General features: G+C 64.8%; 17 protein-coding genes and 1 tRNA gene. 17 read left to right on the top strand and 1 reads right to left on the bottom strand.

What is annotated here, in order from left to right:
* Positions 1 to 338 precede the first annotated feature (338 nt).
* The 8 genes from AAE027_RS06570 to AAE027_RS06535 all read left to right on the top strand — a co-directional run bounded on the left by AAE027_RS06570 (position 339) and on the right by AAE027_RS06535 (position 11349).
* Positions 339 to 1823: an efflux transporter outer membrane subunit gene (locus AAE027_RS06570; RefSeq protein ID WP_370987367.1), complete on the top strand. Its 1485-nt coding sequence runs from the start codon at positions 339 to 341 to the stop codon at positions 1821 to 1823.
* Complete coding sequence (locus AAE027_RS06565) at positions 1813 to 3204, top strand: efflux RND transporter periplasmic adaptor subunit (protein WP_370987366.1); 1392 nt, start codon at positions 1813 to 1815, stop codon at positions 3202 to 3204. The genes AAE027_RS06570 and AAE027_RS06565 overlap by 11 nt, the downstream gene beginning before the upstream one ends.
* Positions 3205 to 3241: 37 nt before the next feature.
* Positions 3242 to 6391, top strand: coding sequence for an efflux RND transporter permease subunit (locus AAE027_RS06560; RefSeq protein ID WP_370987365.1), 3150 nt, complete (start codon positions 3242 to 3244; stop codon positions 6389 to 6391).
* Positions 6391 to 9495 carry an efflux RND transporter permease subunit gene (locus AAE027_RS06555; RefSeq protein ID WP_370987364.1) on the top strand — a complete coding sequence of 1035 codons (3105 nt, stop codon included), beginning with the start codon at positions 6391 to 6393 and terminating at the stop codon, positions 9493 to 9495. The genes AAE027_RS06560 and AAE027_RS06555 overlap by 1 nt, the downstream gene beginning before the upstream one ends.
* Positions 9496 to 9531: 36 nt before the next feature.
* Complete coding sequence (locus AAE027_RS06550; RefSeq protein ID WP_370987363.1) at positions 9532 to 10272, top strand: tRNA-uridine aminocarboxypropyltransferase; 741 nt, start codon at positions 9532 to 9534, stop codon at positions 10270 to 10272.
* A gap of 323 nt (positions 10273 to 10595) precedes the next feature.
* The gene (locus tag AAE027_RS06545; RefSeq protein WP_370987362.1) at positions 10596 to 10865 is read left to right on the top strand and encodes a hypothetical protein; all 270 of its coding nucleotides are present in this window, start codon (positions 10596 to 10598) and stop codon (positions 10863 to 10865) included.
* 85 nt (positions 10866 to 10950) lie between these two features.
* Positions 10951 to 11024, top strand: a tRNA-Cys gene (locus AAE027_RS06540).
* 178 nt (positions 11025 to 11202) lie between these two features.
* Positions 11203 to 11349: a hypothetical protein gene (locus tag AAE027_RS06535; RefSeq protein ID WP_370987361.1), complete on the top strand. Its 147-nt coding sequence runs from the start codon at positions 11203 to 11205 to the stop codon at positions 11347 to 11349.
* 81 nt (positions 11350 to 11430) lie between these two features.
* Here AAE027_RS06535 and AAE027_RS06530 read toward each other — a convergent pair whose 3' ends face one another.
* Positions 11431 to 11625: a hypothetical protein gene (locus tag AAE027_RS06530; protein ID WP_370987360.1), complete on the bottom strand. Its 195-nt coding sequence runs from the start codon at positions 11623 to 11625 to the stop codon at positions 11431 to 11433.
* Positions 11626 to 11884: 259 nt separating this feature from the next.
* Between AAE027_RS06530 and AAE027_RS06525 the strand changes: the two genes are divergently transcribed.
* From AAE027_RS06525 to AAE027_RS06485, 9 genes are all read left to right on the top strand, one after another.
* A complete protein-coding gene (locus AAE027_RS06525) occupies positions 11885 to 12145 on the top strand; it encodes a hypothetical protein (protein WP_370987359.1) in 261 nt (86 codons plus the stop codon).
* 455 nt (positions 12146 to 12600) lie between these two features.
* Positions 12601 to 13482, top strand: a complete 882-nt coding sequence (locus AAE027_RS06520) for an ABC transporter substrate-binding protein (protein ID WP_370987358.1) — start codon at positions 12601 to 12603, stop codon at positions 13480 to 13482.
* On the top strand, positions 13482 to 15104 hold the full coding sequence (locus AAE027_RS06515; RefSeq protein ID WP_370987357.1) for an amino acid ABC transporter permease/ATP-binding protein: 1623 nt from the start codon (positions 13482 to 13484) through the stop codon (positions 15102 to 15104). The genes AAE027_RS06520 and AAE027_RS06515 overlap by 1 nt, the downstream gene beginning before the upstream one ends.
* Before the next feature lie 49 nt (positions 15105 to 15153).
* The gene (locus tag AAE027_RS06510; protein ID WP_370987356.1) at positions 15154 to 16395 is read left to right on the top strand and encodes an acetamidase/formamidase family protein; all 1242 of its coding nucleotides are present in this window, start codon (positions 15154 to 15156) and stop codon (positions 16393 to 16395) included.
* A gap of 135 nt (positions 16396 to 16530) precedes the next feature.
* On the top strand, positions 16531 to 18861 hold the full coding sequence (locus AAE027_RS06505) for an acetamidase/formamidase family protein (RefSeq protein WP_370987483.1): 2331 nt from the start codon (positions 16531 to 16533) through the stop codon (positions 18859 to 18861).
* A gap of 13 nt (positions 18862 to 18874) precedes the next feature.
* Positions 18875 to 19258 (top strand): RidA family protein, encoded by a 384-nt coding sequence (locus tag AAE027_RS06500; RefSeq protein ID WP_370987355.1) that lies wholly within the window; start codon positions 18875 to 18877, stop codon positions 19256 to 19258.
* A gap of 1155 nt (positions 19259 to 20413) precedes the next feature.
* Positions 20414 to 21577: a PspA/IM30 family protein gene (locus AAE027_RS06495; protein WP_370987354.1), complete on the top strand. Its 1164-nt coding sequence runs from the start codon at positions 20414 to 20416 to the stop codon at positions 21575 to 21577.
* A 10-nt stretch (positions 21578 to 21587) separates the two neighbouring features.
* Positions 21588 to 22247 (top strand): OB-fold-containig protein, encoded by a 660-nt coding sequence (locus tag AAE027_RS06490; RefSeq protein WP_479714206.1) that lies wholly within the window; start codon positions 21588 to 21590, stop codon positions 22245 to 22247.
* Positions 22248 to 22269: 22 nt separating this feature from the next.
* Positions 22270 to 23973, top strand: a complete 1704-nt coding sequence (locus AAE027_RS06485; protein ID WP_370987352.1) for a flotillin family protein — start codon at positions 22270 to 22272, stop codon at positions 23971 to 23973.
* The last annotated feature ends 131 nt before the right edge of the window (positions 23974 to 24104 follow it).

The raw sequence follows: 24104 nt of genomic DNA, 5'->3' as shown, positions 1-24104 counted from the left end.
TGCTGATAAGCCGTGCGATAGGATCTAGCCGCCCCGGTGTTGCGGCAATATCACATGAAATCTTAGTAAGCTTGAGCACGTGTCAGTGCGGCGCTGAAATGCAAGAAGCCGCTGCAAGACAAGGACATCTTGCATTTGCGCGGTCCTCATGTCGGTCCGTTCCGGCGCGCCTCTCGCACCTGCGGGACTGTCCCGCAGTTCCGCGCCCGGCTAATATGGGTCTCAGGTTCCGCAGAAAGCATCACAGCTGTGAACGAGTCGTCCAACGCCCCCCGACTGCGCCGCCGCGAATCGGTTAATCCGGCTTCGCGGTGGCGGCTCGATCTGCCCGGCGGGGGGTGGATGTGACACAAGTTGTTCCTGCGATCGCCATGCGGCGGTCTCCGGGGTCTGCGTCCAGGACGCGGCACGCGGCGCGCTGGCTTGCGGCGCTGTGCCTCGCGGCCAGTTCGGGCGCTTGCGTGCTGACGCAGGATCTTCCCGATCCCGCGCTCGATGTTCCCACGCAGTACAAATACGCCGGCAAAGGGGATGCGCCGCCGCCGCTGGATTGGTGGCGCGGTTTCCGCTCCGCGGAGCTGACGCAGCTGATGCAGGAGGCGCAGACCGTCAACCTCGACATCGCCGCTGCGGTGGCGCGCATCGTCCAGGCCGACGCCCAGGCGCGGCAGGCGGGCGCGGCGCTGCTGCCGAGCCTGTCCACGGCCGGATCGGAAACCTATTCACGTACCTCGGGCTCGAGCGCCTCGGGCCTGTCCATCGGCGGACGCGAGGTCGTCAACTATTCGGCCTCGCTGAGCGCGAGCTACCAGCTCGACTTCTGGGGCCAGAACCGCGATGCGCTGCAAACGGCCGAGGAGACGGCGAACGCCAACCGCTTCGATCGCGACACGGTCGCGCTGACGACGCTGGCGGCCGTCGCCAATGCCTATTTCCAGGTACTGGCCTCGCAGGACCGCATCAGGACCTCTCAGCGCAACATCGCGAGCGCGCAACGCATCCTCGATGCGGTCAAGGAGCGGCGTAAGGCCGGCACCGGAAGCGATCTTGACGTCGCCCAGCAGGAGAGCCTGGTCGCGAACCAGAAGGCCTTGGTGCCGCCACTGCGCCAGACGCTCGACCAGAACATCAACGCGCTGGCTGTGTTGGTATCGCGCCCGCCGGAGAGTGTGCGCGTGCTCGGCGGCTCGCTGGACCGGATCGCGATCCCGCGCGTCACGCCCGGCCTGCCGTCCGAGATCCTGACGCAGCGGCCGGACATCCGCCGGCAGGAGGCGCAGCTCGCCTCGGCCACCGCAAACATCGGGAATGCCCGCGCTCAATTCTTTCCGACGATCCAGCTGACCGGCAATGGCGGCTATCAGAGCTCAGCGCTGGTCTCGCTGTTCCAGCCGCATGCCGCCTTCTTCCAGCTCGTCGGCAGTGCCACGCAGCCGATCTTCGACGGCGGCAGGATCCTCGGCAATTTCGAACTTGCCAAGGCGCGTCAGGACGAGCTGCTCCAGACCTACCGCAAGACCATCGTCCAGGCCTTTGCCGACGTCGACAATGCGCTGTTCTCGATCAAGCAGACCACGATCAAGCTGCAATTGCAGCGCGATGTCGTCGCCGCCTCGCGCCGCGCCTTCGATCTCTCCGAGCAGCAATTGCGCGCCGGCACTGCCGACATCGTGACCGTGCTCAACACCCAACTGACCCTGTTCCAGGCGGAAGACGCGCTGTCGCAGGCCCAACTCGCGCGGCTTCTCGCCATCGTCAGCCTGTACCAGGCGCTCGGCGGCGGTTGGGAGCCGAGGATGGAGAAACCGGTCAATGCTCTTTAAGCCGGAGACGAAGCAAGGCGCGAAGGAGGGGACGGCGAAAAAATCGCGCGGCCGCGGCCTGGTCATGACCCTGATCACGCTCGCGATCCTCGGCGGCCTTGGTTATCTCGGCTGGACCGTCACGCATCAGCAGCAGGCGAACAACCGCAACCAGCGGCCCGATCTGCCGGTGCCCGTGCTGGCGGCGAGCCCGCGCGTCCAGGACGTGCCGGTTTATCTCGACGGCGTCGGTGCGATCCGCGCGCTCAATACCGTGACCGTGCGCTCGCAGGTGGACGGCAAGCTGATCGCGGTCAATTTCACCGAAGGTCAGGACGTCAAGAAGGGCGACGTGCTCGGCGAGATCGATCCGGCGATTTATCAGGCGCAGTACGATCAGGCGGTGGCCAAGAAGGCGCAGGATCAGGCCCAACTCGCCAACCAGCGCATTGACCTTACGCGCTACGAGCAGCTCGCCGCCACCAATGCCGGCTCCAAGCAGCAGGCCGACACGCAGCGGGCCCTGGTGGCGCAGACCGAGGCGCTGGTGAAGGCGGATCAGGCCGCGATCGACAATGCCGCGGCGACGCTGAGCTACACCAAGATCGTGGCGCCGCTCTCGGGCCGCGTCGGCCTGCGCCAGGTCGACCAGGGCAACATCATCCACGCCTCCGACACAACGGGCCTTGTCGTCATCACGCAGTTGCAGCCGATCGCAGTGTGGTTCAGCCTGCCGCAGCAGCAGATCATGCGCGTCAATGCCGCGGCGGCGAAGGGTGCGCTCGCTGTCGACGTGTTCGGCAATGACGGCATCACGGTGATCGATACCGGCAAGCTCACCGGCATCGACAACCAGGTCGACCAGACCACCGGCACGCTCAGGCTCAAGGCGGAATTCCCCAACGCCAACTACCAGCTCTGGCCGGGCCAGTTCGTCAATGTCCGCCTCAAGGTCGAGACCTTGACGCAGGCGCTGGTGGTGCCGACCTCTGCGGTGCAGCGTGGTCCGATCGGGACCTTCAGCTATGTCATCGGCGAGGACAACATCGTCTCGGCCAAGCCCGTGACGGTGACGCAGCAGAACGAGCATGACGCCGTCATCGCCAGCGGCCTGTCGCCGAACGACCAGGTCGTCACCACGGGCTTTGCCAATTTGTCCGACGGCTCCAAGGTGACGGTCGGCCGCGACGACCAGACCCCCTCGGCCGATCTTGCCCCGCGCAAGCGCTCACGCGGGCCGGACGCTCAGAAGAAGGATGGTGCCAAGGAAGGCCAGAAGGACGGACAGGGCAAGGACGGCGAGTTCCGCGCCAAGCGCAAGAGCAGCGAAGGCGACCAGAAGGGACAGACCGGGCCAGCACCGGGGCCGGGGGCAACGGGAAGTGGAGCCAAGCAGCCATGATCCCGACAACAGCCGCCTGACGCGGCAGGCGTAACCCATGGGTGTCTCCGAACCCTTCATCCGACGACCGATCGCAACCTCGCTGCTCGGCATCGCGCTGCTGATCGGCGGCGCGCTCGGCTACTTCGCGCTGCCGGTCTCGGCGCTGCCGCAGGTCGATTTCCCGACCGTGCAGGTGACGACCCAGCTTCCGGGTGCGAGCCCCGACGTGATCGCCTCGCTGATCACCGCACCGCTGGAGCGGCAGCTCGGCCAGATCCCGTCGCTGTCGGCGATGAACTCGACGAGCTCGTTCGGCGTCAGCCAGATCTCGCTCCAGTTCGACCTCAACCGCGACATCGACGGCGCGACCCAGGACGTGCAGGCCGCGATCAATGCGGCGGCCGGCGTGCTGCCCAAGACGCTGCCTTATCCGCCAACCTACGCCAAGGTGAACCCGGCGGACGCGCCGGTGATGACGCTGGCGCTGCGCTCGGACACCATCTCGCTGCGGGTGATGAGCGATATCGCCGACACCATTCTGGCGCAACGCTTGAGCCAGATCTCCGGTGTCGGACGCGTCTCGGTGCTCGGCGGGCTGAAGCCGGCCGTGCGTATCCAGGCCGATCTGGCACGGCTCGCGGCCTATGGCATCGCCATGGAGGACCTGCGCACCGCGATCGCCAATGCCAACGTCTCGGGGCCGAAAGGTTCGCTCGACGGCGCGCAGCAATCCTACATCATCGCGGCCAATGACCAGATCGCCGCGGCGGACGCCTACAAGCCCGTTATCATTGCCTACCGCAACGGCTCGCCCGTCACTATTGCCGACGTCGCGCAGATCGTCGACGGTCTCGAGAACGACCGCACCGGCGGCTGGTACCAGGGCACGCCGGCCGTCATCATCGACATCCAGCGCCAGCCCGGTGCCAACGTCATCGATGTCGTCAGCCAGATCCGCGCCGAGATCCCCAAGGTGCAGCGCGCGATTCCCGCCGGCGTGAACCTCACCATCGTCTCCGACCGCACCGTCACCATTCGTGCCTCGGTCCATGACGTCCAGTTCACGCTGATCCTGAGCGTCGTGCTGGTGACCCTGGTGGTGCTGTTGTTCCTGCGTTCGCTGCGCGCCACGCTGATCGCGGGCGTGGCACTGCCGCTGTCGCTGATCACGAGCTTCGGCATCATGTATTTTGCCGGCTTCAGCCTCGACAATCTGTCGCTGATGGCGCTCACGATCGGCACAGGCTTCGTCGTCGACGACGCCATCGTCATGATCGAGAACATCGTCCGCCACATGGAGAATGGCGAGAGTGCGATGGAAGCCTCGCTCAAGGGCGCGAGCGAAATCGGCTTCACCGTGATCTCGCTGACGGTGTCGCTGATCGCGGTCTTCATCCCGCTTCTGTTCATGTCGGGCCTCGTCGGGCGCATGTTCCGCGAATTCGCGCTGACGCTGACCATCGCGGTCGTCACCTCGGCGGTGGTCTCGCTGACGCTGACGCCCATGATGTGCTCGCGGCTGCTCAAGCACGCCCATGAGGAGCTGGTGGTTCCTGGACTCGCTGCGATCAGCCGCTTCATCGACCGCACCGTCGAGTTCTATCACCGCACGCTTTTGTGGGTGCTGGAGCGTCAGCGCGCCACACTGCTCGTGACCTTCGCCACGCTGGCTGCGACCCTCGTCCTCTATGTCGTCGCGCCAAAAGGCTTCCTGCCGCTTCAGGACACCGCCTCGATCACGGCAGTGACGGAAGCCGGGCCCGACGTGTCGTTCGCGGAGATGCAGAAGCGGCAGGCCGAGGCCGCCGCTGCCATCAAGGCCGATCCCGATGTGGTCGGCGTGGTCTCAGTCATCGGCGCCGGCTCGGTCAACCCGACCACCAATGTCGGGCGCCTCGTCATGACCTTGAAACCGCGCGGCGAACGGCGTGACGATGTCGCGGCGGTCGTGATCCGCCTGAAGGAGAGGGTGTCAGGCATCCCCGGCATGACCGTCTATTTCCAGCCGGTGCAGGACGTGCAGATCTCGACCCAGTCGAGCCGCTCGCAATACCAGTACACGCTGACCGGCACCGATGCGACGCTGGTCTCGGAATGGGCCGGCAAGCTGGTGGCGGAGATGCGGCGCGACCCGCTGTTCCGCGACGTCTCCTCGGAGGCGCAGGAAGGCGGCCTGCGCGCACAGCTCGATGTCGACCGTACCCGCGCCGGACAGCTCGGCGTGAGTTTGCAAGGAATTACCGACACGCTGAACGACGCCTTCGCGCAGCGGCAGATCTCGACCATCTACGGCCAGGCCAACCAGTACCGCGTCGTGCTGGAGGCCCTGCCGATGTACCAGCGCGACCCCTCGATCCTGTCAAAGCTCTATCTGCCGGGTGCCGCGAGCTCCACCGTCGGCGCGCCGAGCGCCCAGGTGCCGTTGTCGGCCGTGGCGACGCTGAAGCGCACCACGGCGCCGCTCGCGATCTCGCACCAGGCGCAATTCCCCTCCGTGTCCCTCAGCTTCAACCTCGCGCCCGGCGCGGCGCTCGGCGATGCCGTCGAGGCGGTCAAGACGATCGAAACCCGGATCGGCATGCCCAACAGCATTGTCGGGGTCTATGCCGGTGACGCCGCCGAGTTCGCCAAGGCGCTGGCCGGCCAGCCCTGGCTACTGCTCGCCGCCGTCATCACGATCTACATCGTGCTGGGTGTGCTCTATGAGAGCTACATCCACCCGATCACGATCCTGTCGACGCTGCCCTCGGCCGGCGTCGGCGCCATCGTGGCCCTGGTGCTGTGCGGGCAGGATCTCTCGGTGATCGGCCTGATCGGCATCATCCTCTTAATGGGCATCGTCAAGAAGAACGCGATCATGATGATCGACTTCGCGCTGGAGGCCGAACGCGGGCAGGGCATGTCGCCGAACGAGGCGATCGTGCAGGCCTGCCTGTTGCGCTTCCGTCCGATCATGATGACGACGCTGGCGGCCCTGTTCGGCGCGCTGCCGCTCGCGATCGAGAGCGGTACCGGCGCCGAGCTGCGCTTCCCGCTTGGCATCTCCATCATCGGCGGCCTGCTGCTGAGCCAATTGCTTACTCTCTACACCACCCCCGTGATCTACCTCGCACTGGACCGCATCAACCGCCGCCTCGAACAGGCGCTGCCGCCGGCCGAATCCGGCGGCCCGCCGGTCGCGGGCGCGACCGAGGGGATGCAGTGATGGCGTCGATCTCGGAGCCCTTCATCCGCCGCCCGGTTGCGACCACGCTGCTGTCGATCGGGTTGTTCCTGCTGGGTGTCGTTGCCTACGAGTTCCTTCCCGTCGCCTCGGTCCCGAATGTCGACTTCCCCGCCATCTTCGTCTCGGCCAGCCGGCCCGGCGCCGATCCGTCCGTGATGGCCGCGACGGTGGCCTCGCCATTAGAGCGGCGGCTAGGCGAGATCGCCGGCATCAACCAGATCACGTCCACGAGTTCGCTTGGCACGACCAACATCCAGCTCCAGTTCGACATCGGCCGCAACATCGACAAGGCCGCCCGCGACGTGCAGGCGGCCATCAACGCCTCGCTCATCGATCTGCCGAGCGACCTGCCGACACTGCCACGCTTTCGCAAAGCCAACACGGCCGGCGCGCCCGTCTTCGTGCTGGCGCTGACCTCGAAGACGCTGTCGGCCAGCGCGATCTACGACGTCGCAGATACGGTCATCGCGCAGCGCATCTCGCAAGTGCCTGGCGTCGGCGACGTCACGGTCTCCGGCGCCGATCAGCCGGCCGTGCGAGTGCAGCTCAATCCAGTCGCGCTGTCGAACGCAGGCATCGCCACCGACGACGTCCGGACCGCGATCATCAACGCCAATCCGCTCGGTCCCGTCGGCATCTTCAACGGCGAGCGCCAGAGCGAGACGCTGGCGCTCAATCGGCAGATGCGCACTGCGAAAGAGTTCCGCGACATCGTCATCAAGAGCTCGAGCGGCAATTTCGTCCGGCTCTCCGACGTCGCCGATATCGAGGATTCCGTCCGCAACGCCCGCTCGATCGCCTGGTTCAACAAGCAGCCGGCCGTGCTGATCCAGATCACCAAGCAGGGCGATGCCAACGTCATCGACACCGTCAACAGGGTCAAGGCGCTGATCCCGGCATTGAAGCAGTGGATCCCAGCCGGCGTTGAGATATCCACCCTGGTCGATCGCACCGGCACAATCCGCGCCAGCGTCCTGGACATGCAATGGACCCTGCTGGCGACCGCGTTCCTCGTCATGATCGTGGTGTTCGTGTTCCTGCGGCGGCTGACGCCGACGATCGCGGCGGGCATCTCGGTGCCGCTGGCGCTGGCTGGCACCTGTGCCGGCATGTGGATCGCGGGCTTCTCGATCGACAATCTATCGCTGATGGCGCTGGCGATCTCCGTCGGCTTCGTGGTCGACGACGCCATCGTCATGATCGAGAACATGTTCCGCAATCTCGAGCACGGCATGCGGCCGTTCCGGGCGGCGCAGGAGGGCGCGAAGCAGATCGGCTTCACCGTGGTCTCGATCAGCCTGTCGCTGATCGCGGCGTTCACGCCGCTGATCTTCATGGACGGCATCGTCGGCCGGCTGCTCCGCGAATTCTCGCTGACGCTGACCTTCGCGATCCTGGTCTCGACGCTGGTGTCGCTCACGGTGACGCCGATGATCTGCGCCCATTACATCCGGCAGACCACGTCCGGCACCGCGACCTTGTTTGATCGCCTGATCGAGGGCTCACTGTCGCGCATCGTCGCCTTCTATACCCGCACCCTGCGCACCGCGCTGGAATTCCCGCTGCTGACGTTGCTGGTGTTCTTCGCCACCATCGCTCTTACGGTGACGCTCTACATCAAGGTCCCCAAAGGCTATTTCCCGACCGACGATTCCGGCTTCGTGATCGGGGCGACGCGCGCCTCGGCCGACATCTCGTTTCAGTCGATGCTCGGCCTGCAGCAACGCCTCGCCGACATCGTGATGCAGGATCCGGCCGTGGCCGGCATCGGCTCGACCGTCGGCAGCGGCGTGGGCCCCGGCGGCGCCACCTCGAACCGCGGCACCATGTTCATCAGCCTGAAGCCGCCGGAGGAGCGCGACCACGTCTCGACGCAGGTCGTCATCGACCGTCTCAGGCGCGCATTGTACCCCGTGCCCGGCATCCGCCTCTTCATGTTCGCCGCCCAGGACGTGCGCGCCGGCGGACGGCAAAGCGATTCCGACTACCAGTACACGCTGACCAGCACCGATCTCGGCCTGCTGCAGAAATGGGCGCCGATCGTGGCCAAACGCATGGAGAGCGTCGAAGGCATCACCGACATTTCCAGCGATCGCGATCCCGGCGGGCTTCAGCTGACCTTGTCGATCGACCGCCAGAAGGCCTCGGCGCTCGGCGTCAAGGTGCAGGACATCGACAATGCGCTGAACAACGCCTTCGCGCAGCGGCAGATCGGAATCATCTACACCCAGCGCAACCAGTACATGACCGTGCTGGAGATCGACCCGAAATTCCAGGTCGATCCCTCCAACCTCGAACGCATCTATGTCGCCGGCGCGGGCGACGCGCAGGTACCGCTGTCCGCCGTGGTCCATGCGACGCGAGGGCTCGCCGCACTCGCCGTCTATCACTCGCAGTCGTTCCCCTCGACCACGGTGTCGTTCAACCTCTTGCCCGACGTGCCGCTCCAGGCCGCGACGCAGAACATCCAGCGTGCGGTCGAGGAATTGCACATGCCGGAAGGCATCCGCGGCAGCTTTGATGGCAATGCCGGCGATTTCGCCAAGACCAGCGGCCGTCAGCCGCTCTTGATCCTCGGCGCGCTGGTCGCGATGTATATCGTGCTCGGCGTGCTCTACGAGAGCCTTGCCCATCCGCTCACGATCATCTCGACGCTGCCCTCGGCCGGCCTCGGCGCGCTGCTTGCGCTTCAATTGACCAACACGCCGCTGACGGTGATCGCCTTCGTCGGCATCATCCTGCTGATCGGCATCGTCAAGAAGAACGGCATCATGATGGTGGACTTCGCGCTCGATGCCGAGCGCCAGCGCGGGCTGTCCTCGGCGGAGGCGATCTTCGAGGCCTGCCAGGCGCGCTTCCGCCCGATCCTGATGACGACGATGGCGGCGTTGTTCGCCGGCATTCCGCTGGTGGTCGCGACCGGCCCCGGCACGGAACTGCGGCGTCCGCTCGGCATCACCATCATCGGCGGTCTGTTCGTCTCGCAGATCCTGACGCTCTACACGACGCCGGTGATCTACCTCCTGATCGACCGTCTGCGGCGGCGAACCGCGCCGCGCCCGCTGGCCGCGCCGGCGGAATAGGTTGTTGAGGCGTCGCTTGAAGCGTATAGCGGCGCCATGTCCAACGCGCCCGATACCGCCGCCGCGCCGGCCGATCCGATCCCCGAATGTCCGCACTGCCAGAAGCCGATGCCGCTGTGCATCTGCGACAGTGTCACGCCCATTGAAAATCGGCTGTCGCTCCTGATCCTCCAGCATCCGCAGGAGCAGGACAGGGCGCTCGGCACCGCCAGGCTGCTCGCAAAGCATTTCGAAGATGCCACGGTGCGGGTCGGCCTGTCCTGGCCGAGCTTGTCCAAGGCGCTGGGGCGGCCGGTCGAGAATGCCTCGCACTGGGCCGTGCTCTATCTCGGCTCGGCGCGCGCCGCCGATCTCGAGGCCGAAGGTGAGATCGTCGCGCTCAACCGGAAGGGCGAGGTCGCGGAGAACCAGCGCGCGATCCTCGGCAAGCTCGAAGGCGTCGTGCTGCTTGACGGCACCTGGAGCCAGGCCAAAGCGCTGTGGTGGCGCAATCCCTGGATGCTGAAATGCCAGCGCGTGATCCTCAATCCGGCGCATCCCTCGCGCTACGGGCGCCTGCGCAAGGAGCCGCGCCGCGACGGCCTCTCGACTATCGAGGCGGCCGCGACGATCCTCGCGGGCCTCGAGCGGCGTCCTGATATCGCCGACACCCTGCACGCCAGTTTTGAGCGACTGTTGACCCGCTATCGCGAGGTCCAGGCCGAGATGCCGGAGTTGGCGCCCAGACCTGCCCCGAAGCGCGGCCGCCGCGACTTCCGGCGTCGCAAGCGAGCCTGACAGGCTGGAGCAAAAGCATAGCGCTCGGGGTCTCCATCAAGGCGTTGGAAGTCGCCTGGAAAGTGGGACGAAGGCGGTTGCCTAAACCCTTCATCCCCTATATTGCTCCGCCCTTATGGGGCCACGTGGCGGAGTGGTTACGCAACGGTCCGCAAGAGCGAGCTGGTTTTCCGCTACCGACAAGGACGCAGCCTTCGCGCGGCCCTACAAAAATAGGTATTTCCGCGCTTTTTCCCTTGATCGTCTTTAGTAGCAGTTCCACTTGTGCAGTCAACTCACTCGCGTAAGCAACTGCCTCGTGCAGCATCACACCGAGGCAGGTCTTGAACATCATGACTGAAAACCTCGATTATCTGGATGCCCTGAAGGGGCTGACCTTGTGGTGGTCAACTTGGACCCGGCCAAAGCCAGAATGGGACCACGATCATTGTGCCGCTTGCTGGGCCAAATTCTCTGACGAAATTCCAGGGACACTGCACGAGGGCTACACGACGGGACCGGATTATCGGCTCGGTGCTCGTTATGATTGGGTCTGCCAGGAGTGCTTTTCCAAGTTTAAGGACCGAATGGGCTGGTCCATCGGGAAACGCTAGGATGTCACGTGACGAAAGTCCATTCGCTTCCGCAACCGTTGCACTTGCGACAAGCGACGGAAATGTCTAAGGCATTCAGCCGTGGGGCCACGTGGCGGAGTGGTTACGCAACGGTCTGCAAAACCGTGTACACCAGTTCAATTCTGGTCGTGGCCTCCATCAAGCCTCTGATTCTTCAGCATAAACTCACCTCGGCTCAGGTTCCGCAAGTATTGCTTTCGCGCGGCTCGCTACCGGCTTTGCCCGGGGCCGGCTGGGAACCCGCGATTCAGGCCCGTTGGCATAGAGTTCGCATTGGTTGGGCGGGATATCCGATCAACCGAGCGTTGGAGAAGCCGTGGGCGACATCGTCCGATTTGTCCCGAAATCCGAGCTGGAGCGGGATCGCCTCATTCGCGAGGCGCGCGCAATCTATGACAGCATTTTTCCGCCAGTCGCATCCGACCGAGTGCCGCAGGACGGTGAGGAGCGCGTCAAGACTTGATCGTCGCTGTGCCGGGTTTGCTGCGCATGCCTATAGCAAAACGCCAGCAAGGCGGGCGCTTCCACTCTCAGCGAAGGTGGCTCAGCAGGCTGCGTACCAGCCGTCCGGAAAGGGCAGGAGGGGCCAAGCGCCCTCATTGTCATTGGCGGCTTTGGGCATTGCAGCGTACGACCACGAGCGGGGCACGAATTCCTCCTCCGGCGCGGGCGCAAAATCTTCGTGAATCATGACGTCCCGGACGGCATCCAGCAGCAAGTTGAATTCGGCTTCGCTCATCACACCCTCCGGAACGTGGATGGCGCAATGTCGCAAAGCCGGTTTGTTTCCCGATTGACCCGATCGTTCGCATTTTAACGATCCGGCGATCAGGTCCCGATTGGTTAGCGATTCCTGAAAATCTTCTTTGGGAACTCTAGGTTCCTCCGCTTGCGAGCACTGTGAATAAAATCACATCCCCGCAGGTTTATTTCTCGCACCGTCTGTCGCGACACCGGCCAACGCAGCCGGGCGGGCAGGGCAGAACGGGAGAGCAGTCATGAAGGCGAGGTTCTTGCAGTTTACAGGTGTGAAGAACCGGGCGCGCCGCGCCTCGACCGTCGGGCTGTTTCTGACGCTATTTGCCTCCGCCGCCCATGCGCAGGGAACGCCAGAGCAGCGCCGAGCCTGCACGCCCGACGTCTATCGTCTCTGCGCCGGCGAAATCCCCAACGTCCGTGCCATCACCGCGTGCCTGCGGCGCAACCGGGCCAGCCTGAGCGAAGCCTGCCGCAGCATGTTCGACCAGGCCGGCGGGTAGTCCTGTGGATTTGTGCGCAGCAAGTGGCTTGCACAGGCTCACGAATCCGGCACGGTCAACTTGTGAATATGCTGCGGACAGACTGTGGAGGTCCGGTTGATTTGCTGGGGAAGGCGGCCCTAGATGCTCCACTCTGGCGTCACATTTCCATCGGCGGGCCGTCATATCTCTGTCAAACGGCTTTACCGAATGATTCTCTGGTCGGCAGATTGCTGCGTTCTCCCGAATTCGGAATTGGCGCCTGCGTCGGTTGGCGACCGGGCGAACAGTTTTTGTGCAACCGCTTGCCCAAATGCCGGGCGCCTCCATCCAATTTTTTGTACGCCTGCAGACAAGCTTTTCTCGGCGCACTCCCTCACGTTTCCTCCCCGATCACTGGACCATGGCAGGCGCCATGACATTTCGGAGGAACTGGCGAGATGGAGAAATCGGTTTGGCCCCAGGCGCGGCAAGGAATGGCGCGCGCATCATTGCCGTGGCGCAAGCTCATGCTTGGCGCAGCGATCGCATTCGGCATGGTTGCCGCCGCACCGCTGAGTGCGCAGGCCGCAGCGCCCGCCTGCACCGCGCTCCAGGAAAAGTACCCGGACTGGAAGGGCAAGACACTCGTCAATGCCATCAACCCGCACACGCCGGGTTATGAGACCATCGATCCCAAGGACCCCAGCAAATATATCGGTTTCGACATCGATCTCGGCGAAGCCATCGGCGAATGCCTCGGCTTCAAGCTGACTTACAAGCCGGTCGTGTTCGCAGCGCTCCTCACCACGCTCGCCGCGGGGCAAGCGGACATCGTCATCTCCGACATCTACGCCACCAAGGAGCGCGCCAAGGCCGCCGACTTCATCACCTACTCGAAAGTGTTCGACGGCGTGCTGGTCGCCAAGGGCAATCCGAAGGGCATCAACGGCATCAACCTGTCGATGTGCGGCGCCGCCGCCGCCGAAAACACCGGCTATGTCGAGGTGCCCCTGATCCAGGCACTGATCCCGGAGTGCAAGAAGGCCGGCAAGCCGGAGCCGACCATCCAGCTCTACGACAACAACGCCAACTGCATCCAGGCGATCCTCGCCGGCCGCGCCGACACCTATGTCAACGACGTCAACACCGTCGACAGCGCGGTGAAGGCCTATCCGGACAAGCTGGAGAAGGCGATCGCAGTGACCATCCCGTACTCCGTCGGCATCGCCGTGCCCAAGGACAAGCCGAAATTCCGTGACGCGGTGCTAGCCGCGCTGATCGAGGTGCAGAAGGCCGGCACGCATATGGAGCTTCTGAAGAAGTGGGGGCTCGACGTGAACAATTTCAAGGAGCCGGACATCCTGACGGCTGACTGATGTCGCTGTTCCTCCAATATCTGAGCATGCCGTATCTGCTCGAGGGCATCGAGCTCACCCTGGAGGTGACAGCCCTCGGGCTCGGCGGCGGATTGATCCTCGGATTGATCCTCGCCGGCATGCAGCTCTCCCGCTTCTGGCCGCTGGCGGCGATCGCCAGGGCCTACACCGTGATCTTCCGCGGCACGCCGCTAATCCTGCAGATGGTGTTCGCCTACGACGCGCTGCCCCATATCGGTATCAAGCTTCCGGCCGTGCTCGCCGCCGGCCTCGCGCTCGCCTGCAACGAGGCGCCATTCATCGCGGAGATGCTGCGCGCCGGCGTGCTCGGCGTCGACCGCGGGCAGCTGACGGCGGGGCAGGCGCTCGGCATGACGCCGTCGGTGCTGATGCACCGGGTCATCGCGCCGCAGGCCATCCGCACCATGATCCCGGCCTTCGGCAACGAGGCAGTGAGTGCGCTGAAAAATTCCTCGCTCGCCTCCGTCGTCGCGGTCCAGGAGCTGACCTTGCGCTCGACCCAGCTCGCGTCCTCGACCTTCGACTTCTTCTCGATCTTCTTTGCCTCAGGTCTTCTGTATCTCGTGCTGAGCGCAACCATCAGCGCCATCCAGCTCTTCGTCGAATGGCTGCTCGATCTCGACCGTACGACGCGCCGCGAGCGCAAGCTCGCCGATTACCTGCCCTGGCGCCGCGTGGATCTCGCCACCAAGCTCGAGCTTGCCGCTGCGGCCGTCACCGATCGAGAGCCCGCACAGCCCTCGCTCACCGACACGGCGCCCCTGGCGTTGACGCGCGAGGAACGCGCCCGCCGCGCCGCGACGATCGCGCGCAACAATGTCGCGGTCGATGCCAACGATCTCACCAAGAGCTACGGCCCGCAGAAGGTGCTCGACAGCCTCGACCTCACGGTGCGCGTGGGTGAGGTCGTCGCGCTGCTCGGTCCCAGCGGCTCCGGCAAGAGCACGCTGCTCCGCTGCATCAACCATCTCGAAAACTGGGACGCCGGCACCGTGCGCGTCGGCGGCCGCCGCCTCGGCTTTGGCGAGAACGGCAAGCCGCTGTCGCCGCGGGCGATTGCCAATGAACGCGCCAGCGTCGGCGTCGGCATGGTGTTCCAGCAGTTCAATCTGTTCGCGCATCTGTCGGCAAAGGAGAACATCGCCGGCCCGTTGCGCTGGGTCCACGGGATGAGCCGGATCGATGCCGATCGTCGGGCCGCCGAGCTGCTCGACCGCGTTGGGCTCTCGCATCGCGCCGACGCGTTGCCGCGGCATCTCTCCGGCGGCCAGCAGCAGCGCGTTGCCATCGCCCGCGCGCTCGCGCCGAATCCGAGCGTGCTGCTGCTGGACGAGCCGACCTCGGCGCTCGATCCCGAGCTCGTCAATGAGGTGCTGGAGGTGATCCGCCGTCTCGCCATCGACGACGGCCTCACCATGATCATCTCGACGCACCAGATCCGTTTCGCTGACGAGGTCGCCGATCGTGTCGCTTTCCTGAGCGGCGGGGCGATCATCGAGGACGGACCGGCGCACGAGGTGCTCTCCAATCCCCGCAATCCGCTGACGGCGCGTTTCCTCAGCGTGATGGAAGCCGAGAAGACTCCGGAGACCGTGCGATGAGCACTGTCTCCACAAGGTTCACGACCGCGTTCCCCGAAGAGGCCACCTCATGAAGCATGTCACGCTGCCGGTTTCGCCGAAGACCGTCCACTGGGGCTATTTCTCCAAGACCGTCGCGCCGGCCCTGACGCTACGTTCCGGAGACCGCGCCACCATCGAAACGCTGACCCATCATGCCAATGATGATTACGAGCGCATGATCCAGGGCGATCCCGGCGCCGAGAGCGTGTTCCAGTGGACGCGCGAGCACAAGGCCGTGGCGCGCCGCGGCTCCGGCCCCGTCGAGGGCCCCTTCATCCGCGGCGCAGGCGAGGGGATCGGAGTGCATCTTCTCACCGGTCCCGTCGCGATCGAAGGCGCCGAGCCCGGCGACATTCTGGAGGTTCGCATTCTCGACGTCCGACCGCGGCCGAGCTGCAGCGCCTGCCATGCCGGCCGCTGCTTCGGCTCCAACGTCGCGGCCAACTGGGGCTTTCACTACCACGATCTGGTCGAGGAGCCGAAGCCGCGCGAGGTCGTCACCATCTTCGAGCTCGACACCTCGGGTGAGCCTTACGCGAAGGCCGTCTACAATTACGTGTGGACGCCGCAGATCGACCCGGACGGTATCGTGCATCCGACCATCGATTATCCCGGCGTGCGCGTGGACCACGCCACGATCAGGAAGCGCGAGAACATCCTCTCCAGCGTGAAGGTGCCGGCGCGGCTGCATTTCGGCACCATGGGCCTCGCACCGTCGGAAGCCGATTTCGTCAGCTCGATACCGCCGAGCTATACCGGCGGCAACATCGACGACTGGCGCATCGGCAAGGGGGCGCGGATGTTCTATCCGGTCGCGGTCCCCGGCGCCTATTTCTCGGTCGGCGACCCCCATGCCGCGCAAGGCGACAGCGAGCTCGGCGGCACCGCGATCGAGACCTCGCTGACCGGCGATTTCGAATTCATCCTGCACAAGAAGGTCGACCTTGGCGGCACCAGCCTCGAAGGCCTCGACCATCCCATGCTCGAGACTGACCACTCCTGGTCGTTCTACGGCTTCACCTATCCGAACTACCTCGCAGCCCTCGGCACTGACGCGCAAACCGAGATTGCCAATCACTCCAGTCTCGACCGTGCAATGCGCGACGCATTCAGAAAACTCCGCCGGTTCCTGATGACCGTGCATCGCCTCAGCGAGGACGAGGCGATCTCGCTGATGTCGGTCGGCGCCGATTTCGGCGTCACCCAGGTGGTCGATGCCAATTGGGGCGTTCACGGCACGATCCGCAAGAACATCTTCCGGTGCGACTAATGCATTGAAGTGCATTCCATATTTCCGGATGAACGCGTGAAGGACAAACCTCATTTGCGGCCCGTCGCTGCGACGGAGGACCGCGTACGTCTGGCACAGAGGTTGCTTCGATCGACTGCAATCTGGGTCGATCCGATGAGCTTCCGCCCGTTCACGAGCGAGTCCTACGCGCAAGACGACCGCCCCGAAGCCTGGCGGGACGTGCTGGCTGCGGTCGGCCTGCAACCAGCGGGCGGTCACGGCATTTTCGACGGACACGCGACCGCATCCCATCGCCACGCCGCAGGTGTTGCACTAACCCGCATGGCCGCAGGCACGCAGAGTGTCGGGCCTCTCGCGCAAGCGAGTGAAGATCTTCCGATCGCGCTGTTGCCGGTCGAGGACGGTATGGTGCTGAAAAGCGCCGGCGGTCATCGCATCGTTCCCGTCGGCCACCTCGTGCTGCTGCCGCGAGCCGGCGACTGGAGCGTCGTATTTCAGCGCGACATGCGCGCCATCGCGCTGTCGGTGACCTCAGAGGCGCTGCACGGACGCCTCTCGGTCAAGCCACGGCTCGGTGGGCCCCGCATCGTTCCACCCGGCGGCTTCGCCGATGTATTCTCCCGTCTGCTCGACACGACCGCACGGATCCTCGACACCCTGAGCGATGCCGAATGGAATTCGGTCGCGCAGTCTCTGGTCGATCTTCTCCTGACGCTCGCGCATCGGCTGGCATCATCGGCCTCCGATGCCGGATCGAGCGCGACGCAGGCCGCGCTGCTCCACAGAATCTGTCAGACCATCGAGCGCCGCCTCGACGATCCCGATCTGGTGCCGGCGCGCGTCGCGCAGGCCGAGGGCATCTCCGAACGTTATTTGCAGAAGCTTTTCGAAACCGTCGGCGACAATTTTACCCATTACGTTCGCGAGCGCCGACTCCAGCGCGCCTTTGCCGATCTCTCCAATCCGGCCGAGGCGCATCGCTCGATCTCGGAGATCGCCTACGCCTATGGCTTCGGCGACTCCGCGCATTTCAGCCGCGTCTTCCGTCATCGCTTCGGATTGCCGCCGCGCGAGTTTCGCCAGCAGGAGGCGGAGCGGGCGACCTCGCAGCATGGCGTCGCCGGCCAGCGCGGCTGGCCACAGGAGGCGCTGGCACAGCTCCGCATGCATCAGAGCGTGGAGGTCCGCAGCCGCGTCACTTGTGCCGGCAGCGAGGAGCGAACCACGTCGGAGCGGAGGCATCATCACCTCCCGGTCGAGGCCCGCCGCGTCCATTGGGGTTATTTCAGCCGCTCGCTGTCGCCGCAGATCGAGATTGCCTCCGGCGATACCATCACCATCGAAACGCTGACCCAGCATGCCTCCGACGCGCCGGAGATGATGATCGCGGGCGATGCCGGCGCCGAAAGCGTGTTCGGCTGGACGGCCGACAAGAAGAACGTCGATCGCCGCGGTGCCGGTCCCATGGATGCCAGCGTGTTCGGCCGCGGCGCGGGCGAGGGATTCGGCGTCCACATCTGCACTGGGCCGGTCGCGGTCAAGGACGCCCAGCCCGGCGACGTGCTGGAGGTGCGCATCCTCGACATCGTCCCGCGCGCAAGCCGCAGCCCGAACCATGCGGGCCGCGTGTTCGGCTCTTCGGTCGCGGCGTGGTGGGGCTATCACTATAGCGAGTTTCTCGGCGGTCCCCAGCCGCGCGAGGTCGTTACCATCTACGAGATCTTCGACGATCCCGTGCAGCCACACGCCCGCGCGCTTTATTCCTACCGCTGGGAGCCGCAGACCGATCCCTCCGGCGTGGTGCACGCCACCTACGACTATCCCGGCGTTCCCGTCACGCCCGGTACGATCAAGCGCCGCCACGCCGTGCTCGACGGGATCCGCATTCCCCTGCGGCCGCATTTCGGCGTGATCGCGGTGGCGCCGCGCGAGGTCGATTTCGTCGATTCCGTGCCGCCGTCCTATTTCGGAGGCAATCTCGACAACTGGCGGCTCGGGAAGGGGGCGACCGTCTATCTTCCGGTCTCCGTGCCCGGAGCACTGTTGTCGGTCGGCGATCCCCATGCCACACAGGGCGACGGCGAGCTCAGCGGCACCGCGATCGAATGCTCGATGACCGGCACCTTCGAGGTGATCCTGCACAAGAAGGCCGATCTCGCCGGCCGGCCCTTCGCCGATCTCTCTTATCCCCTCATCGAGACCGAGACCGACTGGGTGCTGACCGGCTTCAGCCACCCGAATTACCTCGCCGAGTTCGGCGCGCAGGGCCAAAGCGAGGTCTACGCAAAATCCTCGCTCGATCTCGCCATGAAGGACGCGTTCCGCAAGATGCGGCGCTTCCTGATGAACACCAAAGGTCTCAGCGAGGACGAGGCGATCGCGCTGATGTCGGCCGCCGTCGATTTCGGCGTCACGCAGGTGGTCGACGGCAATTGGGGCGTGCACGCCATTCTCAGCAAGCGCCTGTTTCAGGACGCACCTTGACAAGGACACCCAAGTGAAATTCCACATGATCAGCGGCGGACCGAAGCCGGTCGCGCCCTTCAGCCACGCGGTGGAGACCGACGGCTTTGTCTTCGTAACCGGCCAGATGCCGGATACACCGCAAGCGCCCGGCGTCCTGCCCGAGGGCATCGTCGCGCAGACCCGCGCGGTGATAGAGAATTTGAAGGTGGTTTTGGCCGGACTTGGTCTCGGCCTCGATCATGTCGTGATGGCGCGCGTGTATCTCACGCGGTTCAAGGAGGACTACGCGGCGATGAACGAGACGTATCGCAGCTACTTTGCACCGGATCGCCTGCCGGCCCGCACCTGCGTCGGCGTCACTGGCCTTGCTTATGGCGCGCTGATCGAGATCGACCTGGTGTGCCGGCGGCCGTGAGATGTTGCTGTAGCCAGGATGGAGCGGCAGCGAAATCCGGGCTACAAGCCGTTGCGTTGTCCGTCGGGCAAAACACACAAATCGCGGGTCAATCGTAACAAGCGAAAATATTCGTCTTTACAGAAATTCTGATTTGTCGCATTCTCTCGCCACCTCATCCCCAGTCAGAGGGGCGTATCGCGATCGTCACGAAACGCGGGGTGGGCCGTGGTGGACGCTGGCAGCACCGGCGCGATGAGGCAATCGCAGGGCGGGAGACCGTGAGTGATCGCCACGCGCAAACGACAGGTGCAACCAGCGTACGGCAAAACCGTGTCGTCCTGACGCCCGGGGCCTGTGCGTCAAGTCTTGCGGTGATGCGTTTCGTCCGACCGGGCGCGCGCATCAGCCATCCGCAAGGCGATGGGGGCAATAGTGCATCGCTCCCCGGGAGAGCTCGGCATAAGCCGTCAAACCACTGCGCAGGGAAGGCCGGGTTGTTTCCGGCTCCACCTGTATGCCGCTGTGCAGCTTCTTGTAAGCACACGCTTTCGCACAGTGGACCGCGGGTGCCCAGCCGGCCCCCGGTCTTCCCTGCGCCCTCTGACAAAAGAGGGTGTCGAGATGGAGCATGACTCGGGCGAGAAGAGCCGCGAGGACGCGAGGCTGCGTCTGCGGGAGCCTCTTGCTCGGTCATTGCGAGCGCAGCGAAGCAATCCAGACTGCCGCCGCGGACACACTCTGGATTGCTTCGTCGCAAGAGCTCCTCGCAATGACGACGTGGAGAGAGTCTGCACTTCAATCTCCATCTTGCGCCAAGGACGCAGCTCAGCGCTCTCAAGGCGATGCGAAGCATCGTCCGGGAGCGGTGCGCTGCAGAGCCGGGGCCCAGCGATCGCCGTGGCCGACTGGGTCCCGGCTCTGCGCCGCAACGCCTTTGGCGTTGCGGCTTGTCCGGGACACGAGGGTGGGGGTCACGGGATGCCGAACGTTCCCCGCATTTCGTCTTCTCAAATGGCAACCCTCGCGTGCAGGAAGTCTTGATCGGCTGTGATCTAGAGGTAATCGCCCGGCTTGAACGCGGGCCCGGACCACGGCGACTAACCGATAGAGTGCATAAGGATCAGCGGACCGTGATTGCGACTCCTCTTCCTAAAGTACCAAAATGGTGCTTTAGTGCTTTCCATGAGCCCGTCGCCCCGAAACGCTCCATCTGCGCTGCGTTACAGGCTTGCCCCTGATCCGGCTGCCAAGGCCGCGCTGGAGGCGACGTTTAGGGCTTATGACCGCATGATGGAGATTCTCGACGAGGTCGCGCGGAGCCATAACATCGGTTCCAACGTGGTCCTGCTCCATGCCCATGCCTATGAGCCGATCCGCAAGCAGACCGCGCTGCCCTCACGCCTGGTGACGCTGGGCCTGCGCGACCGTGCCGACTATCGCGCGGCGCAGGGCCGCCGGCTGCCGCTGGACGACAAGCTCGCCAAGATCAAGGGCCCGGCCACCATCTCGATTGCAACCGTGCAGGGCCGCTTCAGCGTGCCCTTCGACTATGCCGGCTACGCCGAAGGCTGGGGGCAGAGCGTGCCGGCGCACCTGATCCGCACCGACGACGGTTTCGAAGTTCACTACGGCGTCACGCCGAACATTCTGCCAGAGGAGGAGAACGCTATGGATACCATCGCTGCCGCCCCCGACAATTTCCTGTCCCGGGTCGGGCGTCTGATCGCGGGGATTGCCTATGACGCGATCGAGCAGGCGGAAGGCAAGAACAAGCTCAAAGTGGTTGGCCAAGCCATCCGCGAGATCGAGCGCGCCGAGAGCGAGGCGCGCGATGCGCTCGCGGCCGCGCGCGCCGAGGAATACCGCCTCAACGCGCGCCGCACCGAGATCGAGCGCGAGATGGCCGAGCTCGCTCCCAAGATCGAAGGGGCGATCGCGGACGGGCGCGACGATCTCGCGCGCGCCGGCATCGCACGGCAGATGGATCTGGAGGCGCAGTTCGAGGTGCTCTCGCGCGCCATCGACGAGAACAACGAGAAGATCGGGCAATGCGTGACGTCGCTGCGCGCCGTGCTGTCGGCGCTTCAGGATGCCGAGCAACGCCGCGCCGATCTCGAAAAGAGCGAGGCCGTCGCAAGCCAGCAGGCGTCGACGTCACCCCGCAAGCAGGGCGGCGGTTCTGCAGCCGCGAAGGCGCTGCGCGCGGGCAGGGCGGTGGCACGCGTCACCGGCGTGCCGCCGGGCATCCCGTATTCGAGCGACATCGACGAGCTCAGCACGTTGCATCGCGACAAGGAAATTGCAGCGAGGCTGGCCCGGTTGAAGTCGAGCTCCTGAGTGCCGTGTCATGAGCGCTCTGCTCGAACACGTCATGTCGCCGGAGGTCAGGCCGTTCGCGATCGCGGCGGCCATGATCGTCATCGTCGGCTCGATCGAGGTGGTCTCGATGCTGGTCGGGGCTTCGCTCAGCGAAATGCTCGGCACCAACATCGATTTCGGCCACCCCAGCGACAATGGCGTGATCAACGCGATCTCATGGATCAATGTCGGTGGCGTGCCGTTGCTGATCTTCCTGCTGCTGTTGCTCGGCGCCTTCTCCATCACGGGCTTCCTGATCCAGGACGTCGCGCGGATGGTGGCCGGTCCGTTGCCGGCGACGGTCGCCTCGATCGGGGCGATCGCCGTATCGGTTCCGCTGGTCCGCGGCGCAAGCCGTGCCATCGCGCGGGGCATTCCCAAGGACGAGAGCTACGCCGTCGGCCTCGGCGATCTCGTCGGCCGGGTCGGTGAGGTCGTCGTCGGTCCGCTCGACCAGGGGCCGCCTGGCCGCGTCAGTGTCGCCGATGTCCACGGCAATCGTCACTTCGTCTGGGCCGTCGCAGCACCTTCATCATTGCCCCTCCCGCAGGGAACCATGGTTCTCCTGGTCGATCGCGATGGCACCCGCTTCGTGGCGGTCAAGGCCGACGATGAACTCAAACCCTCCAAGCCCACTCTAAGCAGCTAGCACGTCATTATCGGAGAAAGTTATGTTCGACATCGCAGTCCCGGCCATGATTGGCGTCGCGCTGATCGTCGTCCTGGGGATCGTCTTCACCATTCTCTACAAGCGCGCCACCCGCGACGAGGCCTTCGTGCGCACCGGCCTCGGCGGCAAGAAGGTCGTGCTCGACGGCGGCGCCATGATCCTGCCGATCTTCCACTCCTATGCTAGCGTCAATCTGAAGACGCTGCGGCTCACCGTCGAGCGCAAGGAGCGGGAATCCCTCATCACCAAGGACCGCCTGCGCGTCGATATCGTCGCCGAGTTCTACGTACGCGTCCGTCCCGACGAGGAGAGCATCGCGCTCGCAAGCCAGACACTGGGCGCGCTGACCAACGATGCCGAGGCGCTGCGCAACCAGGTCGAGGCGAAATTCGTCGACGGCCTGCGCTCGGTGGCCGCGACCATGACCATCCTGGAGCTCCAGGAGAAGCGCTCGGACTTCGTCAAGCACGTGCAGTCCACCGTGGAGTCCGACGTGAAATCGAACGGCCTCGAGCTTGAGTCCGTGTCGCTGACCAAGCTGGACCAGACCGACGTCAAGTTCTTCAATCCGGAAAACTTCTTCGACGCCGAAGGCCTGACCCAACTCAAGACCATTACCGAGACCCGCCGCCGCGACCGCAATGCCATCGTCCGCGACAACGAGGTGGCGATCGCGCAGAAGGATCTCGAAGCACGGCAGCAGACCCTGACCATCGAACGCACCAAGAAGGAGGCCGAACTCTCGCAGGAGCGTGACATCGCCAACAAGACCGCGAGCACTCGCGCCGAGGTCGCGACCGCGACACAGACCGCGCGCCTGACCGAGGAGAACGCCCGCATCGACACCGACAGGGCAGTCGCGGAAAAGGAGGCCGGCGCCAAGCAGGTCAAGGAAACCGCGGTGATCGAGTCGGATCTGGCGATCAACAAGCGCAGGACCGACGCGCAGCGCGAAATCCAGATCGCGACCCAGGAGAACGAGATCCAGATCGCCGCCAAGAGCAAGCAGACCTCGGAGGCCGTCGCCGAAGCCAAGACGGCCGAAGCGCTCGCCGTCTCCGCCGAGGAAAAGGTCGTGACCGCGCGCGCCGTTGAGGTTGCCGATCGCGCCCGTCTGACCCAGGTGCTTGCCGCGCGTACCGAGGCCGAGCGCAAATCGACTGAGGTGATCGTCGCGGCCGAGGCAGACAAGAAGGCGGCGCTCGACCGAGCCGAGGCCATCACGACGCTGGCCACCGCCGAAGCCGAGTCCAACAAGATCAAGGCGGTCGGCGTCCGCAACATCGGTGAGGCCGAGGCCGCCGTCATCACCATGAAGAACGAGGCGCAGAACAAGCTCGGCAGCAACGTCATCGATTTCGAGATCGCCAAGAAACGGATCGAGACCATGCCGGAAGCGCTCGCCGAGATGGTGAAGCCGATCGCCAATCTCAAGGACGTTCGCATCCTGCATACCGGCGGCTCCTTCGGCGGCAATGGTAACGGCGCCGGCGGCAATGTCGGCTTCGGCGAAGGGCTCGCCGGCGAACTGCTCAAGGTGCATGCGCTGCGTCCGATGATCGACGAGATCTTGCGTCAGAGCGGCTTTGCGCCGGGCGAAGATCCCGTGAAGGCGCTGGTCGGCGCCGTGACGGGGAAGGGCAACGGCGCTGCGGTGCCGGCGGTTGCGCCCGCACCGGAGAAAACAAACTCTGCCGATCTATGAATGCCCGTTCATTGCTGCGGAGAATTCGAAACGATAAAAACAGGCCATGCGCGCCTCGCGTCGCGCACATCTTCCGGAGTGCTGGTCGATCGGTGTCTTGAATCTGTCGATCGCGCTCCGGACGGATCTTT

The sequence above is a fragment of the Bradyrhizobium sp. DN3 genome (genome assembly GCF_041357655.1).
Classification (GTDB): domain Bacteria; phylum Pseudomonadota; class Alphaproteobacteria; order Rhizobiales; family Xanthobacteraceae; genus Bradyrhizobium.
Note: the sequence above shows the minus strand (reverse complement) of the source record. Positions and strands in the feature narration are given on the sequence as shown.

What these genes read in the sequence shown, in the direction of transcription:
- AAE027_RS06560 (WP_370987365.1), top strand. Translation starts at nt 3,242, where the DNA reads ATGGGTGTCTCCGAACCCTTCATCCGACGACCGATCGCAACCTCGCTG.
- AAE027_RS06515 (WP_370987357.1), top strand. Translation starts at nt 13,482, where the DNA reads ATGTCGCTGTTCCTCCAATATCTGAGCATGCCGTATCTGCTCGAGGGC.
- AAE027_RS06565 (WP_370987366.1), top strand. Translation starts at nt 1,813, where the DNA reads ATGCTCTTTAAGCCGGAGACGAAGCAAGGCGCGAAGGAGGGGACGGCG.
- AAE027_RS06530 (WP_370987360.1), bottom strand. Translation starts at nt 11,625, where the DNA reads ATGAGCGAAGCCGAATTCAACTTGCTGCTGGATGCCGTCCGGGACGTC.
- AAE027_RS06485 (WP_370987352.1), top strand. Translation starts at nt 22,270, where the DNA reads ATGTTCGACATCGCAGTCCCGGCCATGATTGGCGTCGCGCTGATCGTC.
- AAE027_RS06490 (WP_479714206.1), top strand. Translation starts at nt 21,588, where the DNA reads ATGAGCGCTCTGCTCGAACACGTCATGTCGCCGGAGGTCAGGCCGTTC.
- AAE027_RS06550 (WP_370987363.1), top strand. Translation starts at nt 9,532, where the DNA reads ATGTCCAACGCGCCCGATACCGCCGCCGCGCCGGCCGATCCGATCCCC.
- AAE027_RS06505 (WP_370987483.1), top strand. Translation starts at nt 16,531, where the DNA reads ATGAGCTTCCGCCCGTTCACGAGCGAGTCCTACGCGCAAGACGACCGC.
- AAE027_RS06525 (WP_370987359.1), top strand. Translation starts at nt 11,885, where the DNA reads ATGAAGGCGAGGTTCTTGCAGTTTACAGGTGTGAAGAACCGGGCGCGC.
- AAE027_RS06520 (WP_370987358.1), top strand. Translation starts at nt 12,601, where the DNA reads ATGGCGCGCGCATCATTGCCGTGGCGCAAGCTCATGCTTGGCGCAGCG.
- AAE027_RS06510 (WP_370987356.1), top strand. Translation starts at nt 15,154, where the DNA reads ATGAAGCATGTCACGCTGCCGGTTTCGCCGAAGACCGTCCACTGGGGC.
- AAE027_RS06555 (WP_370987364.1), top strand. Translation starts at nt 6,391, where the DNA reads ATGGCGTCGATCTCGGAGCCCTTCATCCGCCGCCCGGTTGCGACCACG.